The 16985-nt window shown below is 72.7% G+C and carries 18 protein-coding genes; 11 read left to right on the top strand and 7 right to left on the bottom strand.

All coding sequences use genetic code 11. From position 1 onward, the window contains the following. Positions 1–4 precede the first annotated feature (4 nt). Positions 5–646, top strand: coding sequence for a dTMP kinase (locus ACU436_RS09505; RefSeq protein ID WP_459023697.1), 642 nt, complete (start codon positions 5–7; stop codon positions 644–646). On the opposite strand, the gene ACU436_RS09500 is transcribed toward ACU436_RS09505, so the two are convergent. Both ACU436_RS09500 and ACU436_RS09495 read right to left on the bottom strand, forming a co-directional pair. Then, positions 631–1032: a type II toxin-antitoxin system VapC family toxin gene (locus tag ACU436_RS09500; RefSeq protein WP_459023695.1), complete on the bottom strand. Its 402-nt coding sequence runs from the start codon at positions 1030–1032 to the stop codon at positions 631–633. The genes ACU436_RS09505 and ACU436_RS09500 overlap by 16 nt on opposite strands. Further along, positions 1029–1271, bottom strand: a complete 243-nt coding sequence (locus ACU436_RS09495; RefSeq protein WP_459023693.1) for a FitA-like ribbon-helix-helix domain-containing protein — start codon at positions 1269–1271, stop codon at positions 1029–1031. The genes ACU436_RS09500 and ACU436_RS09495 overlap by 4 nt, the downstream gene beginning before the upstream one ends. 98 nt (positions 1272–1369) lie before the next feature. Between ACU436_RS09495 and mtrA the strand changes: the two genes are divergently transcribed. The 6 genes from mtrA to secA all read left to right on the top strand — a co-directional run bounded on the left by mtrA (position 1370) and on the right by secA (position 10313). Further along, complete coding sequence (gene mtrA, locus ACU436_RS09490; protein WP_459023691.1) at positions 1370–2047, top strand: MtrAB system response regulator MtrA; 678 nt, start codon at positions 1370–1372, stop codon at positions 2045–2047. Positions 2048–2069: 22 nt separating this feature from the next. Continuing rightward, complete coding sequence (gene mtrB, locus ACU436_RS09485; RefSeq protein WP_459023689.1) at positions 2070–3770, top strand: MtrAB system histidine kinase MtrB; 1701 nt, start codon at positions 2070–2072, stop codon at positions 3768–3770. After that, positions 3767–5503 carry an LpqB family beta-propeller domain-containing protein gene (locus tag ACU436_RS09480; RefSeq protein ID WP_459023687.1) on the top strand — a complete coding sequence of 579 codons (1737 nt, stop codon included), beginning with the start codon at positions 3767–3769 and terminating at the stop codon, positions 5501–5503. Before mtrB ends, ACU436_RS09480 begins: the two co-directional genes overlap by 4 nt. Positions 5504–5573: 70 nt before the next feature. Continuing rightward, positions 5574–6245, top strand: a complete 672-nt coding sequence (locus ACU436_RS09475) for a ComF family protein (RefSeq protein WP_459023685.1) — start codon at positions 5574–5576, stop codon at positions 6243–6245. A 232-nt stretch (positions 6246–6477) separates the two neighbouring features. Beyond that, a complete protein-coding gene (gene hpf, locus ACU436_RS09470; protein ID WP_459023683.1) occupies positions 6478–7128 on the top strand; it encodes a ribosome hibernation-promoting factor, HPF/YfiA family in 651 nt (216 codons plus the stop codon). A gap of 179 nt (positions 7129–7307) precedes the next feature. Further along, a complete protein-coding gene (secA, locus tag ACU436_RS09465; protein WP_459023681.1) occupies positions 7308–10313 on the top strand; it encodes a preprotein translocase subunit SecA in 3006 nt (1001 codons plus the stop codon). Between the two features lie 194 nt (positions 10314–10507). Here the strand turns inward: secA and ACU436_RS09460 are convergent, their stop codons facing one another. After that, positions 10508–10981, bottom strand: a complete 474-nt coding sequence (locus ACU436_RS09460; RefSeq protein ID WP_459023679.1) for an Rv3235 family protein — start codon at positions 10979–10981, stop codon at positions 10508–10510. Between the two features lie 99 nt (positions 10982–11080). On the opposite strand from ACU436_RS09460, the gene ACU436_RS09455 reads away from it, so the two are divergent. Both ACU436_RS09455 and ACU436_RS09450 read left to right on the top strand, forming a co-directional pair. Continuing rightward, entirely contained in the window at positions 11081–11518 is a 438-nt protein-coding gene (locus ACU436_RS09455; protein WP_459023677.1) for a MarR family winged helix-turn-helix transcriptional regulator, read from the top strand. A gap of 10 nt (positions 11519–11528) precedes the next feature. Then, on the top strand, positions 11529–11906 hold the full coding sequence (locus tag ACU436_RS09450; protein WP_459023675.1) for an HAD-IA family hydrolase: 378 nt from the start codon (positions 11529–11531) through the stop codon (positions 11904–11906). A gap of 78 nt (positions 11907–11984) precedes the next feature. Here the strand turns inward: ACU436_RS09450 and ACU436_RS09445 are convergent, their stop codons facing one another. The 3 genes from ACU436_RS09445 to ACU436_RS09435 are packed head-to-tail and all read right to left on the bottom strand — an operon-like array spanning position 11985 to position 14242. Next, entirely contained in the window at positions 11985–12203 is a 219-nt protein-coding gene (locus tag ACU436_RS09445) for an antitoxin (protein WP_459023673.1), read from the bottom strand. Between the two features lie 41 nt (positions 12204–12244). Then, on the bottom strand, positions 12245–13465 hold the full coding sequence (locus ACU436_RS09440) for an alpha-hydroxy acid oxidase (RefSeq protein WP_459023671.1): 1221 nt from the start codon (positions 13463–13465) through the stop codon (positions 12245–12247). Positions 13466–13474: 9 nt separating this feature from the next. After that, on the bottom strand, positions 13475–14242 hold the full coding sequence (locus ACU436_RS09435; protein ID WP_459023669.1) for a TrmH family RNA methyltransferase: 768 nt from the start codon (positions 14240–14242) through the stop codon (positions 13475–13477). A 187-nt stretch (positions 14243–14429) separates the two neighbouring features. On the opposite strand from ACU436_RS09435, the gene ACU436_RS09430 reads away from it, so the two are divergent. Both ACU436_RS09430 and ACU436_RS09425 read left to right on the top strand, forming a co-directional pair. After that, entirely contained in the window at positions 14430–15839 is a 1410-nt protein-coding gene (locus ACU436_RS09430; RefSeq protein WP_459023668.1) for a WS/DGAT/MGAT family O-acyltransferase, read from the top strand. A gap of 5 nt (positions 15840–15844) precedes the next feature. After that, positions 15845–16354: a DUF6912 family protein gene (locus ACU436_RS09425; RefSeq protein WP_459023666.1), complete on the top strand. Its 510-nt coding sequence runs from the start codon at positions 15845–15847 to the stop codon at positions 16352–16354. A 166-nt stretch (positions 16355–16520) separates the two neighbouring features. On the opposite strand, the gene ACU436_RS09420 is transcribed toward ACU436_RS09425, so the two are convergent. Further along, positions 16521–16943 carry a DUF1707 SHOCT-like domain-containing protein gene (locus ACU436_RS09420; protein WP_459023665.1) on the bottom strand — a complete coding sequence of 141 codons (423 nt, stop codon included), beginning with the start codon at positions 16941–16943 and terminating at the stop codon, positions 16521–16523. Positions 16944–16985 lie beyond the last annotated feature (42 nt).

The raw sequence follows: 16985 nt of genomic DNA, 5'->3' as shown, positions 1-16985 counted from the left end.
GAGCATGGGGCGGCTGATCGTCGTGGAAGGGCTGGACGGGGCCGGCAAGCGCACCCTGTCCGACGCGCTGTGCGCGGGGCTCGCCGCCAAGGGGGCGAGCGTCGCGCGCTTCGCGTTCCCCCGCTACGACGCCGACGTGCACGCCGAGCTGGCCCGCGAGGCCCTGTACGGGCGCCACGGCGACCTCGCGGCGTCCGTCCACGGGATGGCGCTGCTGTTCGCCCTGGACCGCCGCGCGGCCGCCCCGGAGCTGCGAGCCGCTCGCGAGTCGCACGACGTGGTGCTCGTCGACCGGTACATCGCCTCGAACGTCGCCTACAACGCGGCCCGGCTGCACGAGCCCGCCGACGGCGAGTTCGCCCGATGGTCGCGGGAGCTGGAGGTGGAGCGGTTCGGCGTGCCGGTGCCGGACCACCAGCTGCTGCTCGCCGTGCCCCGGTCGGTTGCGGCACAGCGGGCCGCGCACCGGGAGCGCACCGAGGAGGGCCGGGAACGGGACGCATACGAGTCGGATGCCGGGCTGCAGGAACGCACCGCCGCGGCATATGCGCAGCTCGCGGCGGCGTCCTGGCTGTCGCCGTGGACGGTGCTGGATGGCAGCGCCTCGATCGACGCCGACGCGCTCGCCGCTCAGCTCCTCGGATAGACGACCATCTCGGCTCGATGCCCGTTCGCCCCGCCCAGCCTGGCATCACACGTGAGGAGCGGGACGTCGAACTGCTCGGCGAGAGCGACGTAGGAGGCGTCGTACGCGGTGATCGCATGGCGCAGCTCCCAGACCCGGGGCAGCAGCGGACGATGCGCGGTCCGCGTGATGGGGGTGTCGCTCACCGCCTGCAGCCGCGCGCGCCCCACCTCCGCCGGCACCTGCCCGGAGAGCACGGCGCGCCGGATCATGCTCGCGGCTTCGAGATCGATCAGCTCGGGAGCCGCTCCGCGGGCGGTCATCGCGGTCCGCCGTAGTTCTGGATGCGGCGCGGGGCCCGTGATGAGCTCGAGGATTGCTGACGCGTCGATGACGAAACCGATCACCGGCGTTCGGCTCGGTCGGCTTCGTGGGCGGCGGCGAGCACGTGACCGGGTATGGCGCCTCCTTCAGCGCGCCATCGGTCCGCGCGCTCCAGGACCTCGGCCATCGTCGCAAGGCTCGCCAGGTGTTCCAGCTCCCGCCGCAGGTACTGGCTGAGTGACATGCCGTCGGCCGCGGCGCGGGAGCGCAGCTTGGCGTACGTCGCGTCGTCCAGATTGCGGATCTGCACGTTCTTGGGCACCGGTCCAGGCTAGCGAGAGTGCATGCAGGGTGGGTGCACATTGCGCGAACCCGCGGGTCCGAGGCGGGCCCGCGGCGCCGGGGTGGGATGCTGCGCTCATGAAGTCGCGCGTTCTGGTGGTCGACGACGACCCGGCGCTTGCCGAGATGCTGACGATCGTGTTGCGGGGCGAGGGTTTCGACACCGCCGTGGTCGCCGATGGCACGCGGGCCCTCCCTGCCGTCCGGGAGCTGCGGCCCGACGTCGTGCTGCTCGACCTGATGCTCCCCGGCATGAACGGTATCGACGTGTGCCGGGCGATCCGGTCCGAGTCGGGCGTGCCGATCGTGATGCTGACCGCCAAGACCGACACCGTCGACATCGTCCTCGGCCTGGAGTCGGGCGCGGACGACTACGTGGTGAAGCCGTTCAAGCCGAAGGAGCTGGTGGCGCGCATCCGGGCCAGGGTCCGGCGCACCGAGGCGGAGCCCGCCGAGCAGCTCGCGATCGGCGACGTCACGATCGACGTGCCCGCCCACCAGGTGATCAGGGACGGCGAGCAGATCGCGCTCACCCCGCTGGAGTTCGACCTGCTGGTGGCGCTGGCCCGCAAGCCGCGGCAGGTGTTCACCCGCGAGGTCCTGCTGGAGCAGGTGTGGGGTTACCGGCACGCGGCCGACACGCGGCTGGTGAACGTCCACGTGCAGCGGCTGCGGTCGAAGGTCGAGCGCGATCCGGAGCACCCGGAGGTCGTGCTTACCGTCCGCGGCGTGGGATACAAGGCGGGACCGCCGTGACCGCCCGGGCCCGCCACCCGGCATGACCGCGCCGCTCGCCGAGCGGGTTCGGCGTGCCCTGGTCCCCACCCGGCAGCTGATCGCGGAGCTGACCGACGCGTGGAGCGTGGCGTGGCGCCGCTCGTTGCAGCTGCGGGTCGTGATCAGCACCCTGGCGCTGTCGACGGCCGTGGTGCTGGTGCTCGGCCTCGTGCTGCAGACGCAGATCGCGCAGCGGCTGTTGCAGGCCAAGGAGGCCGACGCGCGGCTGCGCACGGAGACCGGCGCCGTGCTCCTGGAACGTGACCTCGCCGGCGTCGACCCGGACCGGGAGGGCGCGCAGGGCGAGCTCAACAACGCCCTCGACCGGTTGACGAACGCGAGCTCCGCGGAGGACCAGCCCGCCACGGCCGGCGAGTTCCGGGCGGTGCTCAGCACGAGCGTCCGGGACGCGGGGGCGCAGGTCGCCGCCGGACCGGTCGACGACGTCCCGGCGACGCTGCGCGAGGCGGTGGCCGCGGGAACGCTGTCGAGCCAGTACCAGACCACGCTCACCGAACAGGGTGTCGAGGTCCCGACGCTCATCGTCGGGCAGCCGGTGCGCACCGCCGTCGGCGACCTGGAGTTCTACCTGCTGTTCCCGCTCACCGCTGAGCAACGGACGCTCGGCACGGTGCAGAGCACGCTGATCGTGGGTGGGCTGGTGCTCCTGCTCCTGCTCGCGGGGATCGCCGGCATCGTCACGAGACAGGTGGTGCGGCCGGTGCGCCAGGCCGCCGAGATCGCGGAACGGTTCGCCGACGGCCACCTCGACGAGCGGATGCCGGTGCAGGGCGAGGACGAGGTGGCGCGCCTGGGGGAGTCCTACAACGAGATGGCCACGAGCATCCAGAGCCAGATCCGGCAGCTGGAGGAGTTCGGTGCGCTGCAGCGGCGGTTCACCTCCGACGTCAGCCACGAGCTGCGCACGCCGCTGACGACCGTGCGCATGGCCGCGGACGTTCTCTACGCGTCGCGCGAGGAGCTGCTCCCGGCGCTGCGCCGCAGCTCCGAGTTGCTCGTCGCGGAGCTGGACCGGTTCGAGGCGCTGCTCGCCGACCTGCTCGAGATCAGCCGGCTGGACGCGGGCGTCGCGGAGCTGGGGGCCGAGCGCGTGGACATGCACGGGGTCGTCACGAGGGCCGTCGAGGCGGTCCGCGGCATCGCCGACGAGACCGGCACCCCGCTGGAGCTGCACCTACCGGTCGGCGTGCCGGCCGAGGTCGACCCGCGTCGCGTCGAGCGCATCGTCCGCAACCTCGTCGCCAACGCGATCGACCACAGCGAGGGCAAACCCGTCCGCATCGTCCTCGGCGGCGACGCGCGGACCGTGGCCGTGCTGGTGCGTGACCAGGGCGGCGGCCTGCGGCCCGGCGAGGCCGGCCTGGTGTTCAACCGGTTCTGGCGCGCCGAGGAGTCGCGGGCCCGGCGCAGCGGTGGCAGTGGGCTGGGGCTCTCGATCGCCATCGAGGACGCCCGCCTGCACGGCGGGTGGTTGCAGGCATGGGGCGAGATCGGGAAGGGTGCCGCGTTCCGGCTGACGTTGCCGCGCACCGTCGGCGACGTCGTCGAGTCGAGTCCGTTGCCGCTGGGGCCCGAGGAGCCGCCGGCCCCGGACGAGCCCGCGTCGGTGCCCACCCCGCCGCGTCCGCGCACGACCACCGTGCCCGCGCGACCCGACGGGTTCGAGCAGGAGGAGCCGTGAGGCGTAGCCGCGCCGCGGTCGTGCCGGCACTCCTGGTCGCACTCGCCACGCTGGCCGGGTGCGCGAGCGTGCCCGAGAGCTCGCCCGTGCAGGTGCTGCGCCAGGTCGGCGGCGGCGAGGACGCGCTCGTGCCCCCCGGCCCGGTCGCCGGCAGCAACCCGCTCGACCTCGTGCGCGACTTCGTTTTCGCGTCCGGCAGCAGCACCGAGCGGCACGGCGCGGCCCGCCGGTTCCTCTCCGCCGACGCCGAGGGCTGGGACGACTCCGCGGGCCTCACCGTGCTCGACGGCCAGTTCGACACCGTCCCGGCCCCGGGCGCGGCCGGCCCGAGCTCCGACACCACGACGATCCGGATCCGCGGCACGGCGATCGGCCACCTCACCTCGTCGGGCTCGTTCGAGCCCGGTCAGACGCTGTTCCAGCAGGACGTCACCGTCGTCCGCCGGGACGGTCAGTGGCGGATCTCCGACCTCCCGCCCGGGGTCGTCGTGCCGCTCTCGGTCTTCCGGGACAACTACAAGCCGGTGCGCACCTGGTTCGTCGACCCGGTGCGCCGGCTCGCCGTCGCCGACGTGCGGCACGTGCCCAGCGTGCCGTCGCGGGCCCAGGCCGCGCGGGTGATGGAGCTGTTGCTCGCCGGGCCGTCCGGCGCGCTGACCGGCGCGGCCGTCTCCCTCCTGCCGCCGGGCGCGCAGCTGCGTTCGAACGTGACGACGAGCGACGACGGCGCCGTGGTCGTCGACCTGACCCGCCTCGGCGACCTCGACCAGTCCTCCCGGATGCTGCTGGCCGCGCAGGTGGTGCTGTCGCTGTCCGAGGTGAACGTCGGGCGGGTCCGGCTGCTGGCCGACGGCGAGCCGCTCCTGCCGGACCGGCAGGACCTCACCCGGGAGGACGTCGCCGCGCTGTCGGCCGAGATCGAGCCGGGTGCCGACGTGCCGGGGCTCGTCGTGGCGGGCGGGCGCGTGCGCCAGCTCAGTGGCCCGGAACCGAGCGCGCCGCTGCCCGGTCAGCTGGGCAACGGCGCCTTCGACGTGCAGTCGGCGGCCTCCACGGTGGACGGGAAGCGGCTCGCGGCCGTCGCGACGGTCGGCGCGCAGCGGACGTTGCTCGTCGGCCGGGAGGAGGCGGGTGCCGTCGAGGCGGTTCCGCTCACCGCGGGAACCATGACGAGGCCGTCCTGGACGCCCACCGGCGGTGAGGTGTGGACCGTCCTGGACTCCAGGGTCGTCGCCCGCGTGCTCGTCGACGACACGGCGCCGCCCCGATCCGGGCGGGTCAACGCCGACGAGCTCGCCGGCCTCGGGCCGATCGCCGACCTGCGGCTGTCGCGGGACGGCATGCGCGTCCTGGCGGTCGTCGGGGGCGGCTTGTACACCGGTGCCGTCGCCCGCACCATCGACGGCGAGGTGGCGATCCGCAACGTCCGCCGGCTGCGCTCGGAGGACCTGGGCGCGGTCGTGGCCGCCGACTGGCGCTCGACCGAGTCGATCGTCGCGATCACCCGTAACCCCGAGATGCTGGTCGGGCAGGTCGCCGTCGACGGCCTCGTCGTCGCGCAGATCGTGAGCAACAACCTCACCGCCCCGCTGACCGCGGTCGCGGCCGCCGCCAACCGACCCCTGTGGGTCACCGACCAGACCGGGGTCTGGAGCTTCGGCGGCGGCGAGCAGGCCGCATGGCGCCAGGTGCTCTCCGGCGCCCCCGACGCCGTCCCCCTGTACCCGGGCTGAGCGCCGGGGGTTGTGGACAACCCCGGTTCGCGCGCCGCCGGGTGACCGAGGGGAACGGGATGCTGGTCCCGTGGACGTGCGAGGGCTGGGCGCAGCGCTGGTCGATCTCGTGCTGCCCGGCGACTGCGCGGGATGTGGCGGGCCCGAGTCCCCGTGGTGCCCGCGGTGCCGGGCCGGGCTCGGGCCGCCGAGGCGGCCGCACCTGCCCGGCGGCCCCGCGGTCCTCGCGGTCGGGCGGTACCGGGGGCCGCTGCGGTCGGCGCTGCTGCGGTACAAGGAGCGTGGCCGGCGCGACCTCGCCGGCCCGCTCGGGGCGCTGCTCGCCGCGGCGCTCGACGAGGCGGCCGGCCCGGTGCCGGTGTGGCTCGTGCCCGCCCCGTCGCGCCCGGCGGCGGCGCGGGAGCGCGGCGGCGACCACGTCGCGCGCCTGTGCCGCGCGGTGGCCGGCCTGCGTCCCGGTGTGCGGGCCGCGCGGCCGCTGCAGCTGGCCCGCCGGGCGCGGGACTCGGTGGGCCTCGACGCGGAGCAGCGCGCCGCCAACCTGGCGGGCCGGGTGCGCGTGCGGCCCGCAGCGCTGCCCGGTCCCGGGGCGGTGCTGCTCGTCGACGACGTGGTGACGACGGGCGCCACGCTCCGGACCTGTCGCGACGCGCTCGCCGGGGCCGGCGTGGACGTGGGGGCGGCGATCGTGCTCTGCGACGCCACCGCCCCGGAACGGTCAGTTGATCTTGGATTCGGCTAATCGTACCGCCGCGGGCCGGTGCGCGGAACCTCTCGAGCGCCGGTTCCACCCAGGCCGGGGCCAGTCGGCTCAGAGGGCTGTTGCCGAACCGTGATGCGCGTTACGGTGCTCGGATCCCACCGAGGCACCCATCAGGAGGATCACCGATCGAGCGCCGGGGGTGGGCACTCTCCGGCGACCCTGCAAACGTCAACCCGACGCCCAAGCGATGCTGAGAGCGAGGGAAGTCTGCGTGGAGATCGTTGTCACCGGCCGAAACGTCGAGGTCCCAGACCATTTCCGGGTCCATGTGACCGAGAAGATCGGTCGACTTGAGCGGTACGACTACAAGATCGTGGAAATGGAGGTCGAGCTCTTCCACGAGCGCAACCGCCGCCAGCTCAAGAACTGCCAGCGTGTCGAGATCACCGGCAAGGGGTGTGGGCCCGCCGCGAGAGCAGAGGCCTGCGCGCAGGACTTCTACGCCGCACTGGACGCCGCGGTCGCCAAGCTGGAGGCGCAGCTGCGCCGCTCGCACGACCGGCGCCGGGTCACCGGGAAGCGCACCCGTGTGGTGGCGGGCCGTGGCGCGGGCACCGCGGTACTCGACGACGTGGCCGTCACCGAGGACGACCGGGTCGACGACGCCGACCTCAGGGCCGACGACACGCTCGACATCCCCGGCCCGCGCGCCCACGACGAAGACCTGCCGGACGTGCTCCCGGGTCGCATCGTCCGGCACAAGGTGCACACGGCCAAGCCGATGAGCGTCGACGACGCGCTCTCCCGGATGGAGCTCGTGGGACACGACTTCTACCTGTTCTCGGACGCCGACAGCGGCTACCCGTGCGTCGTCTACCGCCGCAAGGGCTACGACTACGGGATGATCCGCCTGGAGCACTAGCCGTAGCGATCTCCGGCCTGCTCCGAGGGGCGGTCCGCGTTCGATCGGAACGCGGGCCGCCCCTCGGGCGTTGTTACCGGTGGCGGCCCGCCGCTTCGCTACCCTGGTCGGGGCAGCGCGTGCTCCGGCGGGGCTGCCTGCAACGCGAACTGCTCCGCGAAGGCGAATGAGGTCGATCCGTGCCGCTGTTGAACCGTCTGCTCCGCGCCGGCGAGACCAAGCTGGTGAAGCGGCTCGCGAAGTACGCCAAGGTGATCGAGGAACTCGAGCCGGAGACGCAGGCGCTCACCGACGCCGAGCTGCGGGCGAAGACCGACGAGTTCCGCGAACGCTACCGCGACGGCGAGTCGCTCGACGAGATGATGTTCGAGGCGTTCGCCGTGGTGCGCGAGGCGGCGGTGCGAACGCTGGGCCAGCGGGCGTACCCCGTTCAGCTGATGGGTGGCGGGGCGCTGCACCTGGGCAACGTCGCCGAGATGAAGACCGGTGAGGGCAAGACCCTCACCTCGGTGTTCCCCGTGTACCTCAACGCGCTCTCCGGCGACGGCGTCCACGTCGTCACCACCAACGACTACCTGGCCAAGCGCGACTCCGAGAAGATGGGGCGCATCCACCGCTTCCTCGGGCTCACCGTCGGTGTGATCCTCTCGGAGATGCCGCCCGTGGTGCGCCGGGAGCAGTACGGCGCCGACATCACCTACGGCACCAACAACGAGTTCGGCTTCGACTACCTGCGCGACAACATGGCCTGGAAGAAGGCCGACATGGTGCAGCGCGGGCACAACTTCGCCATCGTCGACGAGGCCGACTCCATCCTGATCGACGAGGCGCGCACCCCGCTGATCATCTCCGGTCCCGCGGAGGCGAGCTCGCGCTGGTACCAGGCCTTCGCCGACATGGCCAACGGCCGCGGCACCGCGCGCGGGGTGATGCGTGGCTACGACGTCACCAGCCTCACGCCGCAGGAGCTGTCGCGCCGCAGCGCGGAGATCCAGGGGTACGACTACGAGTACGACCTGAAGAAGCGCACGATCGGGGTCTCCGACAAGGGCGTGAAGCACGTCGAGGACCAGCTCGGCATCGACAACCTCTACGAGGCGGCCAACACCCCGCTCGTCGGCTACCTGAACAACGCGCTCAAGGCCAAGGAGCTGTTCAAGAAGGACCGGGACTACATCGTCCGCGACGGCCAGGTCCTGATCGTCGACGAGTTCACCGGCCGTGTGCTGGCGGGCCGGCGCTACAACGAGGGCATGCACCAGGCCATCGAGGCCAAGGAGCAGGTCCAGGTCCAGAACGAGAACCAGACGCTCGCCACGATCACGCTGCAGAACTACTTCCGGCTCTACACCAAGCTCTCGGGCATGACCGGCACCGCCCAGACGGAGGCGGCCGAGCTGCACCAGATCTACAAGCTGGGCGTGGTGTCGATCCCCACCAACCGGCCGATGATCCGCGAGGACCAGCCGGACCTGATCTACAAGACGGAAGAGGCGAAGTTCGACGCCGTCGCGGCCGACATCGCCGACAAGTACAACGTGGGCCAGCCGGTGCTGGTCGGCACCACGAGCGTGGAGAAGTCGGAGTACCTGTCGGGGCTGCTGCGGCGGCTCCAGGTGCCGCACAACGTCCTGAACGCGAAGCACCACGAGGGCGAGGCCACGATCGTCGCCCAGGCCGGTCACGCGGGCGCGGTCACGGTGGCCACCAACATGGCGGGCCGCGGCACCGACATCATGCTCGGCGGCAACCCCGAGTTCCTGGCCGACCTGGAGCTGCGCCGCCGCGGGCTCGACCCCGTCGACACCCGCGAGGAGTACGAGGCCGCCTGGGAGGGCACCGTCACGAAGATGACGGAGCAGGTCGCCGAGGAGGCCGAGGAGGTCAAGGCGGCAGGCGGGCTGTACGTGCTCGGCACCGAGCGCCACGAGTCCCGCCGCATCGACAACCAGCTGCGCGGCCGGTCCGGCCGCCAGGGCGACCCGGGCGAGTCGCGGTTCTACCTCTCGCTCGGCGACGACCTGATGCGCCGCTTCAACGGCCAGGTGGTCGAGTCGATCATGAACCGGTTCAACCTGCCGGACGACGTGCCGATCGAGGCAGGCATGGTCACCAAGGCCATCCGCAGCGCACAGACCCAGGTCGAGCAGCAGAACTTCGAGATCCGCAAGAACGTCCTCAAGTACGACGAGGTGCTCAACAAGCAGCGCACCGTCATCTACGAGGAGCGGCGCCGCGTCCTCGACGGCGAGAACATCCAGACCCAGATCGAGAACATGATCGAGGACGTCATCAAGGCGTACGTCGACGGTGCCACCGCGGACGGCTACGCCGAGGACTGGGACTTCGAGAAGCTCTGGACGGCGCTGCGCACCATCTACCCCGTCGGCACCCGCTGGCAGGACCTCGTGGGTGAGGGCGACGAGGACGGGATCGACGACCTCAACAAGGAGACCCTCTACCAGGAGGTCCTCGCCGACTCGAGGAACGCGTACGACCGGCGGGAGGCCGAGGTCGACCAGCTCATCGCCCCGCTCGGCGGGATGCGCGAGCTGGAGCGGCAGGTCCTGCTCACGGTGATCGACCGCAAATGGCGCGAGCACCTGTACGAGATGGATTACCTCAAGGACGGCATCGGCCTGCGGGCCATGGCCCAGCGCGACCCGCTCATCGAGTACCAGCGCGAGGGCTACGACATGTTCAACGCGATGTCGGAGGGCATCAAGGAGGAGACGGTCGGCTACCTGTTCAACGCCACGGTGCAGGCCGTGCAGCCGGCGCAGCCCGCCCCGGGGGCGGCGAGCGAGCCTGCTGCCGTCCAGCAGGCGGGTGCCGCTCCTCCGCAGGAAACGGCGCCACCCGCAGCGCCGCAGGCGCCCGCTCAGCCCCCGGCGGGGCGGCACGCGGCGCCGGCACCCGGTGGCGGCGACCCGACGGGAAGCGGCAGCGTCCTCCCGGCGGCGTTCCGCGGCTCCCGGCCCACCGAGCTGCGCTACAGCGGTCCGGCCGAGGACGGCGGCACCACCGCCAGGCGCACCGCGGGCGGCAGCGGCGGGCGTGACGGCAGCCGTGGCGAGTCCACGGTCACCGGCAACGCGGAGCCGTCGCGCAACCGCCCCTGTCCGTGTGGCTCGGGGCGCAAGTACAAGCAGTGCCACGGCTCACCCACCGCGGCACGCCCCTAGGGAGCGTTCGGAGAAGGCTTGCGTTGCGGTGCCGGTAGCGGAACCTCAGACGCCGTCTCGCTCCGGGAGCCCCTCCTCATGAACGCCAGTTCACCACGTCGGGGCTTTCCTCGCGAGACGACGTCTGAGAACCCGCGGCGGTGCTGGGTGCGTGCTCGCAAGTACGAGCGGCTACGCCGCTCTTCGAAACCAGGTCAGAGCAGGCGCACCGCGGTGCAGCGCCACCGGTCGCCGGCACGCTCCAGGCGGGCGGCGAGCGCGCGGTAGGTGCCGTCCACGCGGCACGTGACGGCGACCTCCGCCACGCCGGGGCGCGGGATGCAGAGCCGGATGCGGCCGTGCCGTACCGGCACCCGGGTGGCGCGCTGCCCGGAGGCCGCCCGCCAGTAGCGCAGGGGTCGCGCGGCGAAGTGCGGTGTGAGCTGCATCGGGGCGCGCTTGCCGTCGAGCACCTCGAGGGCCAGGCGCAGGATGCGGGTGGCGGCCCGGTGGGCGTCGAAGAACTCGCGTGCGCCACCCGGCGGTCGTTCCCCGAGCGGTCGTTCCCCCGGTGGTCGTTCCGGCGGTGGTTCGCCCGGGGCGGCTCGTGCCGGAGCCTGGCCGGGGAGGGGCTCGTAGGGAACGGGGCGCAGGCGGGGCTGCGCGGGTGCGGGCAGCGTGATCGTCACGGCTCGATCCTCGGCGGTCGGGGCCGACCGCAGGGCCGAACGAGTTGCTTCGTGCCCGTACGGTACGTGTCCGCACCACTGCCGCCGTACCGTCCGGCCGTGCCTCCCGGATCCGCCACGGAACCACTCGATCGGCTGATCGTGCGCGCCGGGCTGGCGTTGCAGCGCCTCACCCGGAAGGCGGCCGCCGCTCACGGGCTGAGCGTCACGGCGCTGGCCGTGCTGGCCGCGCTCATCGAGGTCGAGGCGCTGTCGCACCGCGACCTGGCAGGACGTCTCCGGCTCGCCCCGGCCACCCTCACGCCCGTCCTGGACGCGCTCGAAGGGGACGGTGCGCTGAGGCGCGTGCGGGACGGCGCCGATCGCCGGATCGTGCGTGTCGCGATCACCCGGCGCGGGCGGGACCGGCACACGGCTGCCGCGGCCGGCGTCGCGAGAGCCGTCGGGGCGCTGCCCGGACCGGCCATGGCGGAGGAGCCGCTGATCCGCGCGTACCTGAGCGGCCTCCTGCAAGCCGTGGACGACGGGATGCCCTAGCTTCGGCGCAGTGGCCCTGGGAGCGCTGGTGATGGACTACGCGGGCGTGCTCGCCGACGGGCCGCAGCTGCTCGATCTGGTCCGGCGCGTGCGCTCCACCGGGACGCCGACCGCGCTGGTGACCGACGCCGACACGGTGCCCGAGCCGTGTGCGGCGGCGTTCGACCTGGTGGTTCTGGGTTCCATGCTGGGCGTCCGGAAGCCGGATCCGGATCTGTACCGCCGGGTGGCGGACCGGATCGGCGTGCCGGTGACCGGCTGCGTCGTGGTGGACGACCACGAGCGCAACGTTCGGGGCGCCCGCGCGGCGGGCGCCGTGGTGGTGCACCACCGGGACGAGGCGGCCACGATCGACGAGCTGTCGGTGCTCTTCGATCTCGAGGCCTGATCAGGAGCAAAGTGGCCCTGCCCCGGTGCTGCCGGGGCGAGGCCACCTTGTCGAGGTGTGGGTGGGGTCAGAGGTTGGTCACTGCGGCGGCGGAGGCGGGGGCGGCTGCTCCCCCTCCGGGGCGCGGGTGGTGTCGCCCTCGCCCGTCATCTCCTGCAGCTTGTCGACGCCCTGGTCGATCTGCTCGTCGTGGCCGCCGAAGCGCTCCTTGGCCGCGTCACCGGCTTTGTCCAGGCCCTGGTCGACCTTGTCGTCGTGCTGACCCAGCATTTCCTTGGCCTTGTCCATGAAACCCATCCCTGCACCATGGACCTGATGCGGCAACGCTGCAGCTTCTCTCACCCGTTCGGGCGTAGACGCACGTGGGACGGGTGAAGCTCGTCGACGCTGTTGACCCCGATGAGCTGCAGGGTTCGCACGATCTCGGCGGCGAGGATCGTGACCGCCTTCTCGACGCCGAGCCGGCCGCCGGCCATCAGCCCGTAGAGGTAGGCCCGCCCGATCAGGGCTGCGCGGGCGCCGAGCGCAACGGCCGCGAGGACGTCGGCGCCGTTCGTGATGCCGGTGTCGACGAGCACCTCGGCCCGGCCGCCGAGGGCCTGCACGGTGGGTTCGACGAGCTCGAGCGGCACGGGCGCGCGGTCGAGCTGGCGGCCGCCGTGGTTCGACAGGAGCACGCCGTCGGCTCCGGCGTCGACCACACGCACGGCGTCGTCGACGCTCTGGATGCCCTTGATCACGAGCTTGCCGGGCCAGGCCTCGCGCAGCCAGGCCACGTCGTCGATGGTGAGCGCGGGGTCGAAGACCCGGTTGATCATGCCCTCGACCGAGCCGTACCGCGATTCGAGGCTGGAGAACCTCAACGGCTCGGTGGTGAGCAGGTTGAACCACCAGTTCGGGTGCAGGGCGCCGTCCAGGAACGTGCGAAGCGTCAGCGCGGGCGGGATCGTGAGGCCGTTGCGCACGTCGCGCTGCCGCGACCCGCCGACCGGGGTGTCGACCGTGAGCATCAAGGTGTCGTAGCCGGCATCGGCCGCCCGCTGCACGAGGTCCTTGGCGGGCGCGCGGTCGCGCCAGACGTAGAGCTGGAACCACTTGCGCGCCTGAGGAGCGGCCGCCGCGACGTCCTCGATGGTGGTGGTGCCCATCGTGGAGAGCGTGTACGGGATGCCGAACTGCTGGGCCACGGACGCGACGGTGGGCTCACCGGAGTGATGCATCATCCGCGTGAAGCCGGTGGGGCCGAACGCGAACGGCAGGGTCGCCCGCTGCCCGAGGATCTCCCGGCCGGTGTCGACCTCGGAGACGTCGCGCAGGACCGTGGGGGAGAACTCGACCCGCGCGAAGGCCTGCCGCGCCCGGCGCAGCGAGTGCTCCCCGTCGGCGGCGCCGTCGACGTAGTCGAACACCGCGCGGGGGACGCGCCTGCGCGCGATCGCCCGCAGGTCGGCGATGCTCGCCGCGCGTCGCAACCGCCGTTCGTCGGCGTCCCACACGAACGGGGCCGGCCGCAGGAGCGGACGCAGTTCGGACGGGCGGGGGAACCGGCGTTGGACCATGCCGCCACCCTAAGCCGGTTGGTGCCGCCTTCGAGAGAGTTCGAACGCCGCGACTGCGCCCGCGCTCGCCACCCCCAGCGACTCGACGTCGCCGTGCATGGGGATGGCGAGGAGCCCGTCGAGCAGGGGACGTACGGCCTGCGACAGCCCGTCGGTCTCGTTGCCGAGCACGAGCGCGACCCGGCCGGGCAGGGTGGCGGCGGGCAGCGAGTCGCCGCGGGTGTCCAGGCCGTACAGCTCGAACCCCGCGTCGGCCAGGGCGGCGCACCCGTCCTCGACGGTGCCCGACCGCAGCACGGGCGCCCGGAACGCGATCCCCGCCGACGCCTTCACGACCAGCGGGTCGATCGCGGGCAGCCCGCGCCGCGCGAGCAGCACTCCGTCGAGGCCGGCCGCGGTGGCGCTGCGCAGGATCATCCCGACGTTGGCGGGGTTGGTGAGCCGGTCGAGCACCAGCACCGCGGCGGGCGCACCGGGGCGAAGGGCGGCCGTGAACTCGGCGACGGGCGCCATCCGCGGCGCGACGACGTCGGCGAGCACGCCCTGGTCGTGCCGTCCGTTGCCGGCGAGCACCTTCACCCGGTGCGCCGATGCCCGCTGCACGGGCACTCCCCGGTCGCGCGCGGCATCGAGGATGGCCCGCACCGGCTCGCCGCGCGACCCCTCGGCGAGCACCACCTTGTCCACCCGCAGCGCGGGGTCGTCGAGCGCCTCGAGCACGGGCTTGCGGCCGTACACCGTGATGAAGGTGTCCTTCGGTGACCGCTCGCCAGCCATGGACCGAGCGTAGGCCGCCGCCCTGCGGACCCCGATCGCGACCTTCGCGCCCGGACGGCCCCTGGCCGCGTTGGAGGCACGACCGGGTATACCCGATACGACGGCTCGTGCCTCCGCCTTGCCAGAGGCTGTCTGGATCACGAATTTCATCGACCGGGGTCCACAGGGCACGGCCTACGATCACCACATGCCGCCCCGGCTCTCGCCCCTCGACGCCTCGTTCCTGTACCTGGAGCAGCCCACCACCCCGATGCACGTCGGGGCCGTGTCGATCTTCCGGCGGTCGAGGGCGGGGTTCGACTACGACCGGCTCGTGGACCTGGTCGAGCAGCGCATCGCGCTCGTGCCGCGCTACCGGCAGAAGGTCCGGTACGTGCCGGGCAACCTCGCACGGCCGGTGTGGATCGACGACCCCGACTTCGACGTCGCCTACCACGTCCGCCGCTCCGCGCTCCCCAAGCCGGGCTCCGAGGAGCAGCTCACCGAGCTCGTCGCGCGCCTGATGTCGCGCCCGCTGGACCACACGCGCCCGCTCTGGGAGATGTACCTGGTCGAAGGGCTGGCGCAGGGCCGCATCGCCGTCGTCACGAAGACCCACCAGGCGATGGTCGACGGCATCAGCGCGATCGACATCGGGCAGGTGATCCTCGACGTGTCCGCCGAACCGCGGGTGGTGCCCGAGGAGCTGTGGATGCCCCGCCCGGAGCCGTCGGGCGCGGAACTGGTGCTCGGCGCCGTCGCCGAGGCCGTCGCGCGCCCCGGGGAGGCCGTCGACAACGTCCGGGTGGCCACCGGCGACGCGATGGCCACCGTCAACAAGGTCGCGGGCGCGGCCGGCAAGCTGTTCTCGATGGTGTGGACGGCGAGCAGGCCCGCTCCGGGCACCCCGCTCAACGTCGACATCTCCACCCAGCGGCGGTTCGCGGTGGCCCGGGCCGAGCTGGAGGACTACCGGCGCGTTCGCGCCGCGCACGGGTGCTCCGTGAACGACGTCGTGCTCAGCGTCATCTCGGGTGCCCTACGCAGCTGGCTGCTCTCCCGCGGCGAGCCGGTCACGCCGTCGTCCACGGTGCGGGCGATGGTGCCGCTGTCGGTCAGGGGGGAGGCCGACGTGCCCAGCTCCGCCACGGCCGGGTCGCTGGGCAACCGGGTCACGTCGTTCCTGGTGGACCTGCCCGTCGGCGAGCCGAGCCCGGTGGTGCGCCTGCACCACGTCACGCACGCGATGCGCGAGCACACGGCGGGCGGCCAGTCCGTGGGTGCCGACACCCTGGTCCGCATCGGCGGATTCGCGCCGCCTACGCTGCACGCCCTGGGGGCGCGTGCCGCCAGCGGGTTCTCGAAGCGGATCTTCAACTTGGTGGTGACGAACGTGCCGGGACCGCAGTTCCCGCTCTACGCCGCCGGTGCCCGCATGCTGGAGATGTTCCCCGTCGTGCCGCTCGCGAAGGGCCAGGCCCTCGCGATCGGTCTCACCTCCTACGACGGCGGGGTCTACTACGGGTTCAACGGGGACCGCGACGCCATGCACGATCTCGACGTGCTGGCCGGGATGGTGAACGAGTCCCTCGACGAGCTCCTGACCACGGTGGCGTGATCCTGATGCGCATCTATGTCCCGGCCACATGGCCGATGCTGCGGACGCTGGTCAAGACGGGGGTGCTCGACCCGATCGGCGGCACCGCGTTCGCCCTCACCCCCGCCCTGCGGGAGGCCTACACCAGCGGTGACGACGAGGAACTCGAGTACGCGGCGATGAGCCACGCCGCCCGTGCGTCGCTGCGGCTGCTCTCCGTCGAGTTCGGCCTCGGCGAGGATGCGACGCCTGCGCGGCGCATCGTGGTGTCCGCCGACCTCGACGACGTCACGCTGCGCCCCGACCTCGACGACGGCGCCGTGCGGATCTCGGGGTCCGTGCCGTTCGAGTCGATCGCCGCGGTGCACGTCGACACCGAGGAGGCCGCGTACGCGGTCCGCGGGGCCGCGGGCGCCGTCGACGCGGCGGACCTCGGGGACCTCGACGCCGAGTTCCTCGTGGGCGAGGCGGAGGACCACGAGCTGGCCTGGTACGACCCGTCCGAGGTGGCGTTCCTGGTGGAGGGCCGGTCGTAGGGGTCCTGAACGACTCCGGCCGTAGCGACAGTCCTCGGACGGCCGCCAACGCAACCCCAAGATCCGGTAATGCCGGTTCGGCAACAAGCACCATCCGCGGCTCCTGTCACGACCGTGGCGATCAAGGCGCTCCGAGGTGGCCGCCGCGAGCAGCGACCCCGGGCCGTCAGCGCCGGGAGAACCACAGCAGCACGGCCGCCAGCGGGATCAGGATGAAGACCCCGGCCTGCCGCGTGAGCAGGAACAACCCGATCGCGGCCACCACGGCGAGGCCCATCATCCCCGGGCCCAGGTTCGCGAGTGGACCACCGCTCGCCGGTGCCACCTCGCCGGGCGGCGGTGTCGTCGGCAGCGGTGCCGTCGTGGGGGGCCCGGCCGGGCCGCCCGGCAACTCCGGGTGGGGCTGCGGCAGGTCGGTGAACAGGGTTGCCAGGTCGGCCGCCACGACCGCGTTCGCGGCGGCCGCCGAGCGGTCGGCGTACTCGTCGACGCCCAACCGGCCCGCCGCGAGGTGCTCGTCGAGCGCCTGCTGCGCCGACGTGCGCTCCGCGTGGCCGATGCGAAGTGGCGACGGCTCCTCGCTGGTCACATGGCCTCCGCTGCGCTTCGGCGGCTGGGTCGCGAACGCAAG

Source organism: Pseudonocardia wallangbongensis (assembly GCF_054486945.1).
The sequence above is the reverse complement of the archived record's forward strand: the minus strand, read 5'-3'. Positions and strand labels throughout refer to the sequence as shown.